The organism is Nakamurella lactea DSM 19367, assembly GCF_000426645.1.
Classification (GTDB): Bacteria; Actinomycetota; Actinomycetes; order Mycobacteriales; family Nakamurellaceae; genus Nakamurella; species Nakamurella lactea.
On the sequence record NZ_KE384549.1, the window covers coordinates 454,968 to 471,484 of the forward strand.

General features: G+C 70.2%; 15 protein-coding genes and 1 pseudogene. 5 read left to right on the top strand and 11 right to left on the bottom strand.

Translation table 11 applies throughout. From position 1 onward, the window contains the following. Window positions 1–585: tyrosine-protein phosphatase (locus K340_RS32650; protein ID WP_154674452.1), on the top strand; the 585-nt coding region annotated here is incomplete at its 5' end. Between the two features lie 109 nt (window positions 586–694). On the opposite strand, the gene K340_RS34730 is transcribed toward K340_RS32650, so the two are convergent. Continuing rightward, on the bottom strand, window positions 695–1,117 hold the full coding sequence (locus tag K340_RS34730; RefSeq protein WP_051267296.1) for a PH domain-containing protein: 423 nt from the start codon (window positions 1,115–1,117) through the stop codon (window positions 695–697). Window positions 1,118–1,433: 316 nt separating this feature from the next. Then, window positions 1,434–1,715: a cell division protein CrgA gene (gene crgA / locus K340_RS0122950; protein WP_029138410.1), complete on the bottom strand. Its 282-nt coding sequence runs from the start codon at window positions 1,713–1,715 to the stop codon at window positions 1,434–1,436. Window positions 1,716–2,068: 353 nt separating this feature from the next. On the opposite strand from crgA, the gene K340_RS32660 reads away from it, so the two are divergent. The 4 genes from K340_RS32660 (at window position 2,069) to K340_RS0122970 (ending at window position 4,705) form a co-directional block, all read left to right on the top strand. Then, entirely contained in the window at window positions 2,069–2,734 is a 666-nt protein-coding gene (locus K340_RS32660) for a DUF881 domain-containing protein (RefSeq protein WP_051267433.1), read from the top strand. Continuing rightward, window positions 2,731–3,786, top strand: a complete 1,056-nt coding sequence (locus K340_RS32665; protein ID WP_245599690.1) for a class E sortase — start codon at window positions 2,731–2,733, stop codon at window positions 3,784–3,786. Before K340_RS32660 ends, K340_RS32665 begins: the two co-directional genes overlap by 4 nt. Before the next feature lie 10 nt (window positions 3,787–3,796). Beyond that, window positions 3,797–3,958, top strand: coding sequence for a hypothetical protein (locus K340_RS36470; RefSeq protein WP_169726925.1), 162 nt, complete (start codon window positions 3,797–3,799; stop codon window positions 3,956–3,958). Window positions 3,959–4,048: 90 nt separating this feature from the next. Further along, window positions 4,049–4,705, top strand: a complete 657-nt coding sequence (locus tag K340_RS0122970) for an aminodeoxychorismate/anthranilate synthase component II (RefSeq protein WP_029138411.1) — start codon at window positions 4,049–4,051, stop codon at window positions 4,703–4,705. A gap of 274 nt (window positions 4,706–4,979) precedes the next feature. On the opposite strand, the gene K340_RS32670 is transcribed toward K340_RS0122970, so the two are convergent. From K340_RS32670 to K340_RS36315, 9 genes and pseudogenes are all read right to left on the bottom strand, one after another. Beyond that, window positions 4,980–6,668: a S1C family serine protease gene (locus tag K340_RS32670; protein WP_051267298.1), complete on the bottom strand. Its 1,689-nt coding sequence runs from the start codon at window positions 6,666–6,668 to the stop codon at window positions 4,980–4,982. Between the two features lie 191 nt (window positions 6,669–6,859). Then, window positions 6,860–7,453: a PASTA domain-containing protein gene (locus tag K340_RS37685; protein WP_456093908.1), complete on the bottom strand. Its 594-nt coding sequence runs from the start codon at window positions 7,451–7,453 to the stop codon at window positions 6,860–6,862. A gap of 24 nt (window positions 7,454–7,477) precedes the next feature. Next, a pseudogene (pknB, locus tag K340_RS32675) lies at window positions 7,478–9,193 on the bottom strand (Stk1 family PASTA domain-containing Ser/Thr kinase); the annotation flags it as partial. After that, on the bottom strand, window positions 9,190–10,461 hold the full coding sequence (locus K340_RS32680; protein ID WP_084614856.1) for a serine/threonine-protein kinase: 1,272 nt from the start codon (window positions 10,459–10,461) through the stop codon (window positions 9,190–9,192). The gene K340_RS32680 and the pseudogene pknB, both read right to left, overlap by 4 nt. Window positions 10,462–10,501: 40 nt before the next feature. After that, a complete protein-coding gene (locus K340_RS0122990; protein WP_037366182.1) occupies window positions 10,502–12,016 on the bottom strand; it encodes a peptidoglycan D,D-transpeptidase FtsI family protein in 1,515 nt (504 codons plus the stop codon). Then, entirely contained in the window at window positions 12,013–13,485 is a 1,473-nt protein-coding gene (locus tag K340_RS32685; RefSeq protein WP_084614799.1) for an FtsW/RodA/SpoVE family cell cycle protein, read from the bottom strand. The genes K340_RS0122990 and K340_RS32685 overlap by 4 nt, the downstream gene beginning before the upstream one ends. Beyond that, on the bottom strand, window positions 13,482–15,371 hold the full coding sequence (locus tag K340_RS37350) for a PP2C family protein-serine/threonine phosphatase (protein ID WP_051267302.1): 1,890 nt from the start codon (window positions 15,369–15,371) through the stop codon (window positions 13,482–13,484). Before K340_RS37350 ends, K340_RS32685 begins: the two co-directional genes overlap by 4 nt. Before the next feature lie 49 nt (window positions 15,372–15,420). After that, window positions 15,421–15,909 (bottom strand): FHA domain-containing protein FhaB/FipA, encoded by a 489-nt coding sequence (locus tag K340_RS0123005; RefSeq protein WP_029138413.1) that lies wholly within the window; start codon window positions 15,907–15,909, stop codon window positions 15,421–15,423. Between the two features lie 14 nt (window positions 15,910–15,923). Beyond that, the coding region (locus tag K340_RS36315) for an FHA domain-containing protein (RefSeq protein ID WP_037366184.1) at window positions 15,924–16,517 on the bottom strand (594 nt) is incomplete at its 5' end.

Below are 16,517 nucleotides of genomic sequence, written 5' to 3' on the forward strand. Positions count from 1 at the left end.
CGGGACAACCCTGCTACGGCTGGCCGGGACAACCCTGCTACGGCTGGCCGGGACAACCCTGCTACGGCTGATGGGGTGGACGACGGCGCGCCGGCCGCCGAGGACGTGGTGGGCCGCGCGCTGCCGTGGATCGACAAGCCGTCATCGGCCGACCACCAGAATGCGGCGACCGCGCACTACCTGTCGTACCTGATCGACCGGCCGGACTCGGTGCTGGCCGGGCTGCGGGCCATCGCCGGGGCCGAGGGCGCCGCCCTGGTGCACTGCGCCGCCGGCAAGGACCGGACCGGCACCCTGGTCGCGTTGGCCCTGCTGGTGGCGGATGTGGAACCGGAGGCGGTGGTCGCCGACTACGCCGCCAGCAGCGAGCGGATGGAGCGGATCGTCGCCCGGCTCAAGGCGTCGCCGACCTATGCCGAGAACCTCCGGGATCGGCCGTTGTCCAGCCATCTCACCCGCCCGGACACGATGCACGCGATGATCGAGCACCTGGACGCCGAGTTCGGCGGGGCGCTGCCGGCGCTGGCGACCATCGGCTGGACCGATGCCGACAGCGCGGCGCTGCGCGCGAAGCTCCGGGACTGACGGGCGGTCCGGGCCGCCCGGGCCAAGGTTCGCAAGACCACCAGTGGTTCACCACCGTCATGCACGTTGCGAACCACTGACAGGGTTGCGAACCCCGGCTGACGGGAGGTCAGCGGGCGGCGGCGCGCCGGGCGGCCAGGGTGCCGGCCACGATCTCGCAGTCGGTGCCCAACTCGACACTGCTGAAGGCAAGTAGCGAATCGTCGGCCAGATCGATCTCCAGCAGCCGTGAGGTGGTGCCCAGCCGGCGGTGCGGCACGGCCGTCACCGCGGTGATGTCTGCCCAGTCGACCCGGCGTGAGCCGAGCAGGGAACGGACGACGATGCCGGCGTCGTCGACCGTCAGCCGGGTGCGCAGCCGCAACGTGCAGACCAGCGCGACCAGGCCGAAGACGGCGATCGCGATCGCCACCGTCCGGTCCCGGCCGGGGTAGGACAGCAGCGCCCAGACCAGGCCGCCGGCGAGCGCGGCGGCGCCGATGGCCGGCAGCCAGGGCGCGTACCCCCAGCTGCTGCGTTCCGGGCGGCTCATCGGCGCCCCTCCCGCTCGTTCCTCGCGGAGGTGCTCCGACCGGTGTCGATATTCGCTCGCTGGCTCTCGCTCATCGGCGCCCCTCCCGCTCGTTCCTCGCGGGGGTGCTCCGACCGGTGTCGATATTCGCTCGCTGGCGCTCGCTCATCGGCGCCCCTCCCGCTCGCTCATCGGCCGGTCGGCGGGAGCCGTCACCGCGGTCCGTTCACGGGTTCATCCACAGGAGTTGTCCACACTGGGGATGAATCACAGCCATGTCGTTCGGTGTCCGGAGGGTGTCCGGCAGATGCCCGGCGGGTGAACCGTCGGTGCGTGGTCAGCGCCACCGCATGGTCATCAGCAGGCCGGCGACCATCAGCGCGAAGCCGATCAGGAAGTTCCAGTTGCCCAGACTCTGCATGACGGGGATCTTGTCGCCCCACAGGTAGTTGACCACCAGCCAGAGCAGGCCCAACACCATCAGGCCGACCATGATGCCGATGTAGATCGGGCTGGACGGGCCGGCCACCTTGACCCTGGCGGTCGACGACGCGCTCGCCTGCGCCGCCCGGGAGGCGGTCGCCGTTGTCGGCTTCTTGCGCACCTTGGACTTGGGCACCGAATTCCTCGTTTCTGCTGTCAGTAGCGCCAGCGTCGCCACTGGGCACAGGTCGTACTGCGATCGCGGTTCCTGCTGGTCGCAGCCGGTGCTCGGAGTGCGCCCGAAAGGGCTCGCCGATCACCCCGGCGATCCGCAACCGTGAGACGTCACCCCTCAGAGTACCGATCCGGGCCCGTCCGCCCGAATCGCCGGTGCCCGGCGGACGGCCGGGTGACCGGTGGCCGCCGGGAACAGCCTCTACCGTGGTGCAGAAGGGGTGAGGGACAGTGGCCGGAAGTGATGCCGCGCGCGGCGGTGCCAGGACGTTCTGGCGGATCGCCGTCGTGGCCGTCTGCCTGATCGCCGGGGTGATGCTCGGTACCGCCCGCGCGGCCTCGCACGGGCATGACATCCGCGGCCAGGCCGCCGACCTGTCCACCCTGGTCGGTGACGCCGAGGCCCGGGTGCTGGCCGCCGAGCAGCAGGCCGCCGGCCTGCAGCAGCAGATCGACGCGGCCGCCGCCGGGGATGTCTCGCCGCAGGTCGAGAAGGCCAGGGCGGTCGTCGCCGGGCTGCGACCGGCCGCGCAGCTGACCGCGGTGGCCGGGCCAGGGCTGCGGGTCTCGCTGTCGGACGCGCCGCGGGATTCCGACGGCAACTATCCGGTCGGCGTCGACCCGGACGATCTGGTGGTGCACCAGCAGGACGTCCAGGCGGTGGTGAACGCGCTCTGGGCCGGCGGCGCCGAGGCGATGACGATCATGGATCAACGGGTGCTGTCGACCTCGGCGGTGCGCTGCATCGGCAACACCCTGCTGCTGCAAGGCCGCACCTACTCGCCGCCGTTCGTCATCGCGGCGATCGGCGACGCGGACCAGATGACCGCCGCGATCCAACAGGAACCCGGGGTGGCGGTGTTCCTGCAGTATGTACAGAGATACCAACTCGGGTTCGACATCGAGCGCGTCGACGCGATGACACTGACGGGATACCAGGGGCCGATCCGGATGTCCTCGGCGGAGCAGGGAGTGAAGTGACACACAGGCACGACGGGGGCTCTGCCGACGACGCCGCAGGCCAGGGGTCGGGGGCCGCCGACGCCCCGGTCGCCGGGCCCGGCGCAGACGGTGGGGGAACCTCGGCCGGTGCCGGCCCGGCCGCCGGCCCGGCGGGATCCACACGTACCGCATCGGCGCGGCGGCCGGCGGCGCACCGGTCGGTCGGTCGGTCGATCGTCAGCGGGCTCGGCGAGCTGCTGCTGACGCTCGGCGTTGTGGTGCTGCTGCTGGTGGTCTACGAGGTCTACGTGACCGATCTGTTCGGCGCGCAGAAGCAGGCGGCGGCCACCGAGGTGCTGGACGAGAAGTGGGCCGAGGCCGGCACCGCCGAGGTCACCGTCACCGCGCCGGGCTCGACGGCGGGCGGCACCCAGACGACTGCCGCGCCCGGTTCGGTCGACCCGAAGCAGCAGGAGGTCGACCCCTCGAAGCGGACCAAGAAGTACTCGACCGAGATGGGCCAGGGCTTCGCCAAGCTGTACATCCCGTCGTTCGGCACCGACTGGACCTTCACGGTCATCGAGGGCACCGACTCGGAGGACCTGTACACCGGACCCGGTCATTACGTTGACAGCCAGTTCCCCGGGCAGCCGGGCAATTTCGCGGTCGCCGGGCACCGGGTGTCCAAGGGTTCGCCGTTCAACGACCTCGGGTTGCTGAACGCCTGCGACTCGATCGTGGTGGAGACCCAGGACGACTGGTTCGTCTACCGGGTGCTGCCGATGCAGGACCAGATCGCCGGCTGGGACGCCTCGAAACACCCGCACTGCGAAGGGGTTTCACCGCTGACCGGGAAGTACGCGAACACCTTCGGGCGGTCGATCGTGCTGCCCTCGGACTATGCGGTGGTGCACCCGGTGCCTGGTAGTTCGTCAGCCGAGGTACCGGACAAGGCGGAACGGCTGATCACGTTGACCACCTGCCACCCGCAGTTCTCGGACCGGGAGCGGATGATCATCCACGGCGTCCTTGTTCGCAGCTACGCCAAGGCGCCGGGATTCCTGCCGCCCGAACTGTCCGCGGAAAGCTGAGGGGGCGCCGATGTACGCGTGGATCTGGCGGCACCTGCCCGGGCCGGTCTGGCTGCGGATCGTCGAGGTGCTGGTGTTGTTCCTCGCTGTCGTCGCGCTGCTGTTCTTCGTCATCTTCCCCTGGATCGAACCCTGGCTGCCGTTCGACAAGGTCGACGTCAACGGCGGCTGAGCAGTACCTCGGGGCTTCGCGGGCTCACCTGCGGTGAGCCGCCGGATAACCGCAGTAGGACCCGGGAACCGGGGATGGGACCATGGTCGGGTGGCCCGCATCCTGGTGATCGACAACTACGACTCGTTCGTCTACAACCTGGTCCAGTACCTGGAGCAGCTCGGTGCGCACTGTCTGGTGCACCGCAACGACGAGCTCTCCCTCGAGCAGATCGAGGCCCTTGGGGTCGACGGCATCCTGCTCTCGCCCGGCCCCGGCACGCCCGCCGAGGCGGGCATCACCGAGTCGCTGATCCGCTGGTCCGAGGGCCGGGTACCGGTGCTCGGGGTGTGCCTCGGACACCAGGCCATCGCCGAGGTCTACGGCGGCGTGGTCGACCGGGCCGACGAACTGCTGCACGGTCGCACTTCTGCGGTGACGCATGACGGGTCCGGGGTTTTCGCCGGCCTGCCGGATCCGTTCACCGCGACCCGTTACCACTCGCTGGCCGTGGTCGAGGGCACCCAGCCGGACGTGCTGACGGTGACGGCTCGCACCACCACGGACACCGGCGGGGTGATCATGGGGTTGCGGCACAAGGAGTTTGCCATCGAGGGGGTGCAGTTCCACCCGGAATCGGTGCTCACCCAGGGCGGTCATCGGCTACTGGCGAACTGGCTGCGGGTCTGCGGGGATGACGCTGCCGGCGCCCTGGTCGCGCCGCTGGCCGCCGAGGTCGAGCGGCTGCGGACCGCCGCGGTGGGCTGACGCTCGGGTCGGTAGGCCGTTCGGCCGTCGAAGCGTCGCAAACGGTGCGGATTCGGTCGGTTGCGCGACCGTTTGCGACGCCTCGACGCGGTTTGTGAGTGGTCGGCCAGCCTGCGGGACAAGCCCGCTACGCCGGGACAAGCCCGCTACGCCGGGACAAGCCCGCTACGCCGGGACAAGCCCGCTACGCCGGGACAAGCCCGCTACGCCTAGGAATGGCAACGGCCCGGCCGCGAGGGGATGCGCGGCCGGGCCGAAGTGTGGGTCTGCAGGCTTACTCTGACTTGGCGCTGCCGAGGGTCACCTTGACCGTGGTGGACTGCGAGTTGCGCAGGTAGGTGATGTCCACGGTGCCGCCGGGGGCCTGCGAGCGGATCGCGGCGACCAGCGCGTCCGAGGACTCGATGGTCTGGCTGCCGACCTTGGTGACCACGTCACCCTGCTTCAGCCCGGCCTTCGCCGCCGCGCCGCCGTCGGTGACCGAGGCGATCTGGGCGCCGGTGCTGTTCAGCTGGTCGGCGGTGGAGGCGCTCTGCACGGAAGCGCCGAGCACCGCATGGGTGGCGAATCCGTTCTTGATGATCTCGTCGGCGATCCGCTTGGCCTGGTCGATCGGGATGGCGAAACCGACGCCGATGTTGCCGGCCTGGCCGGAACTCGAGTCGCTCATCGAGGCGATGGCCGAGTTGATGCCGATCACCTTGCCGTCCATGTCGACCAGCGCGCCACCGGAGTTACCGGGGTTGATCGCCGCATCGGTCTGGATCGCGTTCAGCACGGTGTCGGCCGAACCGCTGGAGTCCTGCTGCGTCGGGTCCTGCTGCGTCGGATCCTGCTGCGTCGGATCCTGCTGCGTCGGGTCCTGACCCTGGCTACCCCACGGCTGCTGCTGTTGCTGCTCCTGCTCGCTCTGGGTGCGGACCGGGCGGTTGAGCGCCGAGACGATGCCGCTGGTGACCGTCGCCGACAGGCCGAGCGGCGAGCCGATGGCGACCACGGACTGGCCGACCTGCAGGTTCGCCGAGGATCCGAGGGTGGCCGGGGTGAGTCCGGAGACGCCCTTGGCCTTGATCACCGCGAGGTCGTCGGTGGCGTCGCCGCCGACCAGCGTGGCCGAGGCGGTGCTGCCGTCGTTGAACCTGACCGAGATCTCCTGGGCGCCGGCCACCACGTGATTGTTGGTGAGGATCTGTCCGTCGGCGGACAGGATGATTCCGGAACCCTCGTCCATCGACTGCCCGTTGGTCGCGATCACCGAGACCACCGACGGCAGCACCGCATCGGCCACCGACGTGACGCTGCCGGACTCGACCTTCGCCGAGACCGGCGCGGAGGTGCTGGTCTGGGTGAGGGAGCTGTCGGCGGCGTTCGCGGTGGACGGCGAGCCGACCTGGGAACCGAGGTAGCCGGCGCCGAAGGCCGCGCCGATACCGAGGATGACGGCGGTGGCGACCACCGCGGTCGACCGCTTCGCCCGCCCGTTCTTCGGATCGTGGGGCTGCGGGGACAGGACGGCGGTCGGCCGGCCGGTGCCGCCGAAGCCACCACCCGAATAGCTTCCGAGGGGGTAGCTCCCGGTCGGGTAGTTGCCGGAAGGCTGCTGGTAGCCGAAGCCGGCCGGGCTCTGGCCGTACTGGCCGGGGCTGGTCTGCCCGTAGCTCTGCACGGGATAGACGGAGGTGTGCGGTGGCGTGCTGCCCTGGCCCGACCGATCGAGAGGAGCCTGGCCGACGGGCGGCAGGCCATGGCCGGTCGGGTCGGTGGGCGCGCCACCCGGCACGTCGGAAGGACGGGAAAGCGCGCCGCTGGGACGTGCCCACCACTGCTCGGGTGCGCCGCCGCCGTTGCGGCCGTCGGCGCCACGGTTCTCTGCGCCGTAGTTCTCTGCGCTGTGGTTCTCGGCGCTGCGGCCGTCTGCACTGCGATCTGCACTGCGGTCTGGGGTGTTCGCGTCCTCGGTCATGTCCGTCAATCTCGTCGCCGATCCTGAGAACGGTCTGAGTGTGTGGTGAGCCTGCCTGTGGAAACCGCCCTGGGTTACCTGTGCAGACCCTCCCAACTGTCGATGATCATGGCCGCCTCCCCGGCAAACCGGACAATCAGACCGGCAAATGCGGGCAGGGCGCCGTGATCATCGGCGGCAGGGCTGGGCGATCAGGGACCGTTGCCGCCGCGACCGCGCCCGGGTTTGGTGTCCGTGGTGGTCGCGGCCGTCGTGGTCGGGCCGGCGCCCGGCCCCGAGCCCGGCGGCTGCCCCGCCGTCGAGCTGCCAGGCGCACCGGAGGTGGTCGGTACGGTGACCGTGCTCGGAGGTGGTGGGTTCGGCGCCCAGACCTCCAGGGTGATGCTGCCGGAGTACTTCGGCAGCTGCGAGTTGGCCGGCACGCTCTGGGTACGTACTTTGTCGCCCTGCCCAGGCGGTGGATTCGGCACGATCACCGGTGGCTCGATCCTTCCTTCGAAGCCGGCGTTCGCCAGCGCCTGCTGGGCCTGGTCGAAGGTCATCACGCCCGTGCCTAGGTCCGGAACGGTGATCATCGGCTCGACGCCGATGTTGATGCTGGCCAGGCCGTTGCGGTCGAAGGCGGTGTCCTTTGCGGGATTCTGCTGGACGACCAGACCTATCTGCGCAAGGTTCGGCACTTCCGTTTTGCCGATGGTCAAAGTGCCCTTATTGCCCGTCCAGCCGCGGGCTCGCATGGCCGCGACCGCCTGATCCACCGACATGTTCGTCACGTCCGGCATCATGAACTGGCTCTCATCGGAGACCACCAGGGTGATCGGGGTGCCCTCCTGGACCTTTTGCCCGACCTGGCCGCCTTCGAAGGCCAGCACCTGGTTCTTGGGCTCGGCGGACTTCTGGGTGCGGGAGACGACGGTCAGGTTCGCGTCCTTGAGGATCTTGGTGGCGTCGGCCAGCGATTTGCCGACCAGCCCGTCCGGGATCTGCACCAGGTTCGGCCCGCTGCTGATCTGCACGGTGACCGTGCTGCCCGGCTTGACCGGGGTCCCGGTCTTCGGGTCCTGGCTGATCACGGTGTCCTGCGGCACCGTTGTCGACGAGACGAGCGTCGCCTTCATCAGCAGGCCCTCGTCGGCGAGCGCCTTCTTTGCCTCGTCCTGCGTCATCGAGGCGAGGTTCGGAACCTGAACCTCGGTGACGCCGGCGCCGATCATGATCGTCACCTCCCTGCCCTGCGGCCAGGAGGTGCCCTTGGACGGGTTCTGGTAGACGACCTTGCCCTTGTCCGCGTCCGACGACTCCTTCGTCTGCGGGTCCGCGGCCAGCTTCAGGTTGACGTCGGTGAGCAGCTTGGCCGCCTGCTCCTGGGTCTTGCCGGACAGATCGGGCACCGAGACGTCCGGCGGTGGGGGAGGAGTCGAGGTGAACTTGATGGTCAGCGCGATCGCGCCGGCCAGCAGCGCCAGGCAGATGGCGCCGATCCCGATGTAGCCCCAGATCTTCTTGCTGCGGCTGCTCTCGTCCGGCTCCTCCCACTGCTGATCGGGCATGATCCGCTGCGGCGGGGCCAGGATCGGCGGGGTGCTGGCCACGGCGACTCCGCCGGCGACGGCGGTGCGGCCGACCGCCGACGAGCCCATGATCTCGGTGCGTTCGGCGTCGTCCATCACCCGCGGCGCCAGCACCGCCTGCCCGGACAGCGCCCTGACCAGGTCGGAGCGCATCTCGGCGGCGGTCTGGTAGCGGTTCAGCGGGTTCTTGTTGAGCGCCTTCAGCACGATCGCGTCCAGCTCGCGGGGCAACCCCGGCCGGGTCGCCGACGGCGGCTTCGGATCCTCCCGGACGTGCTGGTAGGCGACCGCGACCGGGGAGTCGCCGACGAACGGCGGCGCCCCGGTGAGCAGTTCGAACAGCACGCAACCGGTCGAGTAGACATCGCTGCGGGCATCGACGGACTCGCCGCGGGCCTGCTCGGGCGAGAGGTACTGGGCGGTGCCGATGACCGCCGAGGTGGCCGTCATCGACGATTGGCCGTCGGCGACCGCCCTGGCGATGCCGAAGTCCATCACCTTGACCGCGCCGGCCCTGGTCAGCATGACGTTGGCGGGTTTGATGTCGCGGTGCACGATGCCGTGCCGGTGCGAGAAATCCAGTGCGGCGCAGACGTCGGCGACGATCTCGAGGGCTCGTTTCGGCTCCAGCGGGCCCTCGCGTTTCAGCAGGTCACGCAGCGTTTCGCCGTCGACGTACTCCATCACGATGTAGGGCACGGTGCCGGTCTCGCCGGCCGTCTCGCCGGTGTCGTAGACGGCCACGATCGCCGGGTGGTTCAGCGACGCGGCGTTCTGTGCCTCGCGGCGGAACCGGCCCTGGAACGAGGGATCGCGGGCCAGGTCGGCGCGCAGCACCTTGATCGCCACGTCGCGCCCGAGGCGCAGATCGCGGCCGCGGTGCACCTCCGACATCCCGCCGAAGCCGAGCGTGTCGCCGACCTGATACCGGTCGCCGAACAGTTGTCCCGTCATCGTGCCTCATCCACTGAAACTGCTACCGACACCGCTACTGACACCACTGATTGCATTCCCATCCACCGCGCCCCCGCACCCGTCTCCGCGATACTCGTTCCTCCGCTGCCGGACCATTGTCCCAGGTCTTGCACCTGCGCCGGCACCATTGCGGTGCTCGCGTCGGAAATGTCACCGACCGAATCGCCGCCGGCGACCGAGGCCAGGTAGACCCCGGCGGCGATCGAGATCAGCAGGATCAACAGGCTCAGCAGCCAGGCCAGGCCGGTCCGGCGGACCGGCCGCGGCCCGACCAGCACCTGGATCGGTGAGTAGCCGGCACCCGCCCTGGCCTGCGCCGCCTGCACCGCCCGGGCCGCTTGCGCGGCCTGCGCCGCCTGGGCAGCCGGGACGGCGTGCGTCGGGTGCACCCCGATGGCGGCCACCCCCTTGCCGGTCCGGACCGCGGCGACCGCGTCGGCCAGCGTGGCCCCGTCGTCGAACCGCTGCCGCGGATCCTTGGCCAGCATCCGCATCACCAGCGCCGTCACCGGCGGCGGAATGTCCAGCGGCAGGGCCGGCGGGGGGTTGTTGACCTGCGCCATCGCCACGGCGATCGGGTGCTCGCCGTTGAACGGCCGGGTGCCGGCCAGGCACTCGTAGGCGACCACGCCGAGTGCGTAGACGTCCGAGGCCGGCACCGCCTCGTGCCCGGCCGCCTGCTCCGGCGAGAGGTATTGGGCGGTGCCCATCACCATGCCGCCCTTGGTGATCGGCACCTGGTAGGCGGCCTTGGCGATGCCGAAGTCGGTCACCTTGACCACCCCGGCCGGGGTGATCATGATGTTGCCCGGCTTGATGTCCCGGTGCACCAGCGACAGGTTGTGCGCGGCCTGCAGCGCGCGGCCGGTCTGTTCCAGCACATCGAGGGTTCGGGGCACCGAAATACGGGGCTGACGGGCCAGCACCGCCGACAGCGGTTCGCCGGCCACCAGCTCCATCACCAGGAACGCGGTGTCCTTCGGCCCGCCGGCGATCGAGGCGACCTCGCCGTAGTCGTAGACCGCGGCGATGCCGGAGTGGTTGAGCGAGGCGGTGATCCTGGCCTCGGTGCGGAACCGGTCGACGAACTCCGGGTCGCTGGTCAGTTCGGACTTGAGGATCTTCACCGCGATCTCCCGGCCCAGCCGGGTGTCGTCGGCGGCCCACACCTCGCCCATCCCGCCGACCGCGATCCGTGAGGTGAGCCGATAGCGGTTGGACAGCAACAAACCCGGAGTCAGTGCCATCTGTTCGCTCCGCAAGCGCCGCTCAGTGCCATGTGCCCGATCAACTCTTCCCCAGGGCGGCCTTGATGACCGCCTGCCCGATCGGCGCGGCCACCGTCGCGCCGATGGCGTTGAGGCCCTGGTCGCCGCCGTCGGCGACGAACACCGAGACGGCGATCTGCGGATCGTCGGCCGGCGCGAACGCCACGTACCAGGCGTGCGGGGGGGTGTTCTTCGGGTCGGCGCCGTGTTCGGCGGTGCCGGTCTTGGAGGCGATCTTCAGTGCCGGGTCGGACGCCGTCGACATCTCCTGCTCGGAATCCAGCATCATCGACCTGATCTGGTCGGCGGTGCTGGTCGGGATGGCCTGGCCGATGGTGGTCGGCTCGGTGGCCGGCTGCAGCAGCGACAGGTCGGGTTTCGTCAGCCGCGATACCAGGTAGGGCTGCATCCGCAGCCCGCCGTTGGCGATGGTGGCGACCACCTCCGCGTTCTGGTATGGGGTGAAGGCGACGTCCCGCTGGCCGATCGAGGACTGGGCGACGGCGGCGGCGTCCGGCATGTCGCCGACCCGGGACGGCGCGATCTGCAGCCCGCCGAGATCGCCGCCCTCGCCGACGCCGAACGCGGCCGCCTGACTGCGCAGGGTGTCGGCGCCCAGCTTCATCCCGACCTGGGCGAACGCGGTGTTGCAGCTGTGCGCCAGCGCCTCGGTCAGCGACACGTCCGACCCACCCTTGTTCGCGCAGGTCTCGTTGCCGTAGTTGGACAGGGTGGCCCCGCCGGTGCCGGGCAGGGTGATCGTCGAAACGCCGGTGACGGCGGTGTTCGGCGTGTACCCGTTCTGCAGGGCGGCGGCGGCGACGATCAGCTTGAAGGTCGACCCCGGCGGGTAGACGGACTCGATGCTGCGGTTGACGTCCGGCGACGGCTTCGAGGTGTTCCGCGCCTCCACCAGTTGGTTGTAGGCGGCTTTCTGGACGGCGTCGGAGTGCGAGGCCAACGGGTTCGGGTTGAACGAGGGCGAGGTGACCAGGGCGAGCACCTCGCCGGTCTTGGGTCGCAGCGCCACCACCGCGCCGGTGAAGCCCTTCGCGGTGAGCTGCTGGTAGGCGAGCTCCTGCAGCTTCGGCACCAGGGTCAGCTCGACATTGCCGCCCCGCGGGTCCCGCCCGGTGACCAGGTCGGACACGTTGTCCACCAGAAGCGCCGGGTCGTCGCCGGAGAGCACATCGTTGAAGCTGTTCTCCAGGCCGGTGCTCCCGTAGCGCAGCGACAGGTAGCCGGTGATGTTCGCGTAGGCCGCGCCGCGCGGATAGCTGCGCTGGTAGCGGTACTGGTCGTCGGACGGGACGCTGCGGGCCAGCACCACGCCGCCGGCGGCGGTGATCTGTCCGCGCTGACGGTTGAAGTCGTCCAGCGCGGTGCGCTTGTTCGCCGGGTTGGTCCGATACTCGTCGGACTTGACCACCTGGATGTAGCCGATGTTGACCAGCAACAGGCTGAGCATCACCAGCACCGCGGTGCCGAGCCGGCGGTACGGCCGCCGCAACGACCGGGCGCTCTGCTGGCTCATGATGCCTCCCCGCTCGGCTTGCGGAGCGAGTGCTTGCGGACCACCGGGACCATTTCGGTGCCGGCCTCGACCAGCGGGGTCGACGGCTTGCGTGACACCGGTTTGTCCGGCCGGCGCGACGAGTCGGAGATGCGGATCAGCAGCGCCAGCATCACATAGTTGGCCAGCAGCGACGAGCCGCCGTAGGACAGGAACGGGGTGGTCAGTCCGGTCAGCGGGATCAGCCGGGTGACGCCGCCGATGATGATGAACACCTGCAGCGCGAAGGAGAACGCGAGCCCGCCGGCCAGCAGCGCGCCGAAGTTGTCCTTGGCGGCGATCGCCGTGCGCAGCCCCCTGGTGGTCAGGATCATGTACAGCAGGATGATCACCGTGAGCCCGACCAGGCCGAGCTCCTCGCCCAGCGCCGCGGTGATGAAGTCGGTGGAGGCGTACGGCACGATGTCCGGCCGGCCGGCACCCAGCCCGGTGCCGAAGATGCCGCCGGTGCCCAGGCCGAACAGCGACTGCACCAGCTGGTAGCCGGTGTTCTGGGCGTCGGCGAACGGGTGCAGCCAGATGTCCACCCGCAGCCGGACGTGGCCGAACAGCCGGTACATCAGCACCGCGCCGCCGGCGAACCCGATCAGGCCGATGATCAGCCAGGACACCCGCGAGGTGGCCAGGTAGATCATCACCAGCAGGGTGCCGAACAGCAGCAGGGACGTGCCGAGGTCCTTGCCGCGGACCAGCACGCCCAGCGCCAGGATCAGCGCCAGCAGCAGCGGCCCGAGGTCCCGGATCCGGGGCAGCACCAGGCCGAAGACCTTCTTGCCGGCGCTGTTGAGCACCTGCGCCTTCGAGGTGAGGAAGGCGGCGGCGAAGATGATCAGCGCGATCTTGGCGAACTCGGCCGGCTGGATGGAGAAGACGCCGGGGATCTTGATCCAGATCTTCGCGCCGTTCACCTCGGAGAACCTGGCCGGCAGCACTGCCGGGACGGCCAGGAAGATGAAGCCGAGCAGGGCGATGGTGTAGGCGTACGACTGCAGCACCTTGTGGTCGCGGATCACCACCAGCACCACCAGGAACAGCACCAGCGCGACGCCGGTCCACATCAGCTGCAGCGGCGCCTGCAGTCCCGGATCGGGTTGGTCCTCGGCGGCGGCGTTGGCCACCGAGGCCAGATCGAGCCGGTGGATCATCACCAGCCCGAGGCCGTTGAGCAGCGCCGCCACCGGCATCAGCACCGGGTCCGCGTACGGCGCGAACCGGCGCACCAGCAGGTGGGTGACGGCCAGCGCGGCCAGGTATCCGGCGCCGTACCAGAGCAGGTCGAGGGTGATGCCGCGGTTCTGATTCAGCTCGACGATCACCAGCGCGGAGGTGACGATCACCGCGGCGAAGACGAGCAGGCCGAGCTCGGCGGCGCGGCCGGTACGGGCGATCCGGGTGATGATCCCGTGCGGCGGCGTCATCGGGTCCTTCATCGGCGCACCCGACAATTGGTCGGGCCGGAACCGAACAGGCTGTCGCTGATGGCGCCGTCGGGCACCGCAGCGCTGCTGACGGCACCGCTGCTGACGGCACCGCCGCTGACGGCACCGCTGCTGACGGCACCGCTGTTGACGGCGGGGTCGTCGGACCCGGCGGTCCCGGTCGGTGCGGCATCCGCCGTGCCGATGCCGGCCAGGCCGTGCAGCCGGTCGCCAGGGCGGGACGTCACCCTCGACGTCGGGCTCTTCGCGGTGGCCTTCGCGGTGGTCCTGGCCGGGGCCTTCGCGGTGGTCCTCGCCGGGGCCCTGGTGGTGGTCGCCCGTGCCGTCGTTTTCGGTGGCGTGGTTTTCGCCGGCGTGGTGGTCGGCGTCTTCTGGCCGGCGGTCGTCGGCGGGGCGGTGACCGTGCCGGCCGCGCTGGTGGTGGTGGGGCTCGCGCTGCCCGTGGCAGAGCCGGGCGCGGTGGTGCTGCCACCGGTGGTGCCGGCCGGCAGGGTGTCGCAGTAGGGCAGCAACTGGCCGGCCAGCGTGGCCATCACGTCGCGCGCCTGCTGCAGGTCCGACACCGGGATGCCGTCCAGCACCAGCAACCGGTCCGACGGCTGCAGGTCGTCGATGGTGATCGGGGAGCAGCCGGCGCCCTGGCCGGCGCACGAATCCTCCTCGACCGAGGCCAGCGAGACGCCGAAGGCAGACCCCTGGACGCCCTTGAACACCACGACCTTGCCGTCGGCGACGCCGACGAAATAGTGCGCCCTGGTCCAGAGAACCGCGCCGGTGCTGAGCCCGGCCAGCAGCACGATCACGGCGGCCACGATCCACCACCGGCGGCGGATGATGCGTCGACGTTCCCGGTCGCTCGGTTCGCCGGCGCGTCGGGTCGGGTCGGTGTCCTCGTCGACGGCGTCCGGGTCGTCGCCGGCGTCATCGAACCGGTCGCCGTACTCGTAGCCGTCTTCGTCGTCATCCTCGTCATCGAAGGAGTCGTCGAATCCGTCGTAGGCGCCATCGGCGCCGGTCGGCGCGCCGGTAGTGCCGGCCGGGCGCTCGTCCGGGCCCGGCAACGGCACCCGCGGCATCCGCTGGGTCTCGTGGATCGGTCGCAGCGGGCCGGTCGCCTCGGGATCGACCGGCCCGGCCGGGGTCGGCGAACTGGCGCGGGCACCGACGTCGATGACGTCGGCGACGATCACCGTCACGTTGTCCGGGCCGCCGGCCACCAGCGCCAGCTCGATCAGCCGATCGGCCGTCAGATCCGGATCGGGGTCGGCCAACGCGTCGGCGATGGCGTCGGCGCCGACCACCGACGACAGGCCGTCGGAGCAGATCATGAACCGGTCGCCGGTCGAGATCTCCCTGATCGAGAGCATCGGCTCCGGTTCGGTACCGTTCAGCGCGCGCAGCAACAGGTTTCGCTGCGGGTGGTGCGCCGCTTCCTCCTCGGTGATCCGGCCGTCGTCGACCAACGACTGGACGAAGGTGTCGTCGTGGCTGAGCTGGTGCAGCACGCCGTTGCGGTACAGGTAGGCGCGGGAGTCGCCAACGTGGGCCAGTGCCACCCGGTCGCCGTCGAACAGCATCGCGGTGGCGGTGGTGCCCATGCCGTCCAGCTCGGGGTCGGCCTCCACCAGCTCGGCGATCGAGTTGTTGCCCTCCACCACCGCGCGGCGCAGCACGGTGAGCAGGTCGGCCTGCGGCGGCTCCGCGTCCAGCGGGGTGAAGGCGGCCACCACCACCCGGGACGCGAGGTCCCCGGCGGCGTGCCCGCCCATGCCGTCGGCGACGATGAGTAGTCGCTCGCCGGCGTACACCGAATCCTGGTTGTTCGAGCGCAGCAGGCCCCGATCGCTGCGCGCCGCGAAGCGCAGCCGATGGGTCATCGGCGCCCGCCGGGTCGCAGGGCGGTGATCCGCCCGGGAACGAGCAGAGTCATGGGCGCAGCTCGATCACGGTGCGGCCGATCCGGATCGGTGCTCCGGTGGGCACCGCGGTCGGCGACTGAATCTTCGTCCGGTCCAGATAGGTTCCGTTGGTGGAGCCGAGATCCTCCAGGTAGAAGGCGTCGCCGTCCCTGGTCAACCGGGCGTGCCGGGTCGAGGCGTAGTCGTCGTCCAGCACCAGGGTGGAGTCGTCGGCCCGGCCGATCAGGATCGGCCCGTCGCCGAGCCGGATCCTGGTCCCGGCCAACGAGCCGGCGGTCACCACCAGCATGGTCGGCGTCATCGGCGACAGACCGGATGGGCGGTCGCGATGCTCCTTCGCCTGCCGACGGGCGTCCCGGCGCGAGGGCGCCCGGACGTACTTGACGTCGGTTGCCGTCCGGAGATCGGCGCGGATCACCCGGATCGCCGCCCATACGAACAGACAGAGCAGGATCAGGAACCCCACCCTGGTCAGCTGCAGGATCAGCGCAGGCACGTGAAGAAACCGCCTCAGGCGTGCAGGTTGAAGATCACCGTTGAGTGACCGATGCGGATGACGTCGCCTTCAGCGAGCTGCCATGTCTGAACGGACGAGCCGTTGACCGTGGAACCGTTGGTCGACCCGAGATCGTGCATCACTGCTGTCTGACCGTCGAAGTAGATGTCGATGTGTCGGCGGCTGACGCTGGTGTCCGGCAGCCGGAAGGCGGCGTCCTGGCCGCGGCCGACGACGTTGGATCCGCGCTGCAGCTGGTACGAACGGTGCGAGCCGTCGTCCACGGTGAGCACGGCGGTCACGTCATCCACGGCAGCGCCACGCTGGTCGACCGGCGGGACGGCCGCGGCCGCGGCGGACGAAGGCCCCTGGTCGTAGCCGGCGCCGGGCGAGGCGTTGTAGCCCGCCGGTGCGTAGGCATCGCCGGCCTGCTGGTAGCCGCCGGACTGCGGGTAGCCGCCGGGTTGTTGGTAGCCGCCGGGTTGCTGGTAGCCGCCGGGCTGGTCGTATCCACCGGGCTGGCCGTAGGCCGGGCCGCTCTGGTAGCCCTGACCCTGGTCGTAGCCCTGGGGAGCCTGGTAGCCCTGGTTGGGGTCGTAGCCGGGCTG

What these genes read in the sequence shown, in the direction of transcription:
- K340_RS34730 (WP_051267296.1), bottom strand. Translation starts at nt 1,117, where the DNA reads ATGAGCCGCCCGGAACGCAGCAGCTGGGGGTACGCGCCCTGGCTGCCG.
- K340_RS32660 (WP_051267433.1), top strand. Translation starts at nt 2,069, where the DNA reads ATGCTCGGTACCGCCCGCGCGGCCTCGCACGGGCATGACATCCGCGGC.
- K340_RS36470 (WP_169726925.1), top strand. Translation starts at nt 3,797, where the DNA reads ATGTACGCGTGGATCTGGCGGCACCTGCCCGGGCCGGTCTGGCTGCGG.
- K340_RS32670 (WP_051267298.1), bottom strand. Translation starts at nt 6,668, where the DNA reads ATGACCGAGGACGCGAACACCCCAGACCGCAGTGCAGATCGCAGTGCA.
- K340_RS37685 (WP_456093908.1), bottom strand. Translation starts at nt 7,453, where the DNA reads ATGATGCCGGACGTGACGAACATGTCGGTGGATCAGGCGGTCGCGGCC.
- K340_RS32680 (WP_084614856.1), bottom strand. Translation starts at nt 10,461, where the DNA reads ATGGCACTGACTCCGGGTTTGTTGCTGTCCAACCGCTATCGGCTCACC.
- K340_RS0122990 (WP_037366182.1), bottom strand. Translation starts at nt 12,016, where the DNA reads ATGAGCCAGCAGAGCGCCCGGTCGTTGCGGCGGCCGTACCGCCGGCTC.
- K340_RS32685 (WP_084614799.1), bottom strand. Translation starts at nt 13,485, where the DNA reads ATGAAGGACCCGATGACGCCGCCGCACGGGATCATCACCCGGATCGCC.
- K340_RS37350 (WP_051267302.1), bottom strand. Translation starts at nt 15,371, where the DNA reads ATGACCCATCGGCTGCGCTTCGCGGCGCGCAGCGATCGGGGCCTGCTG.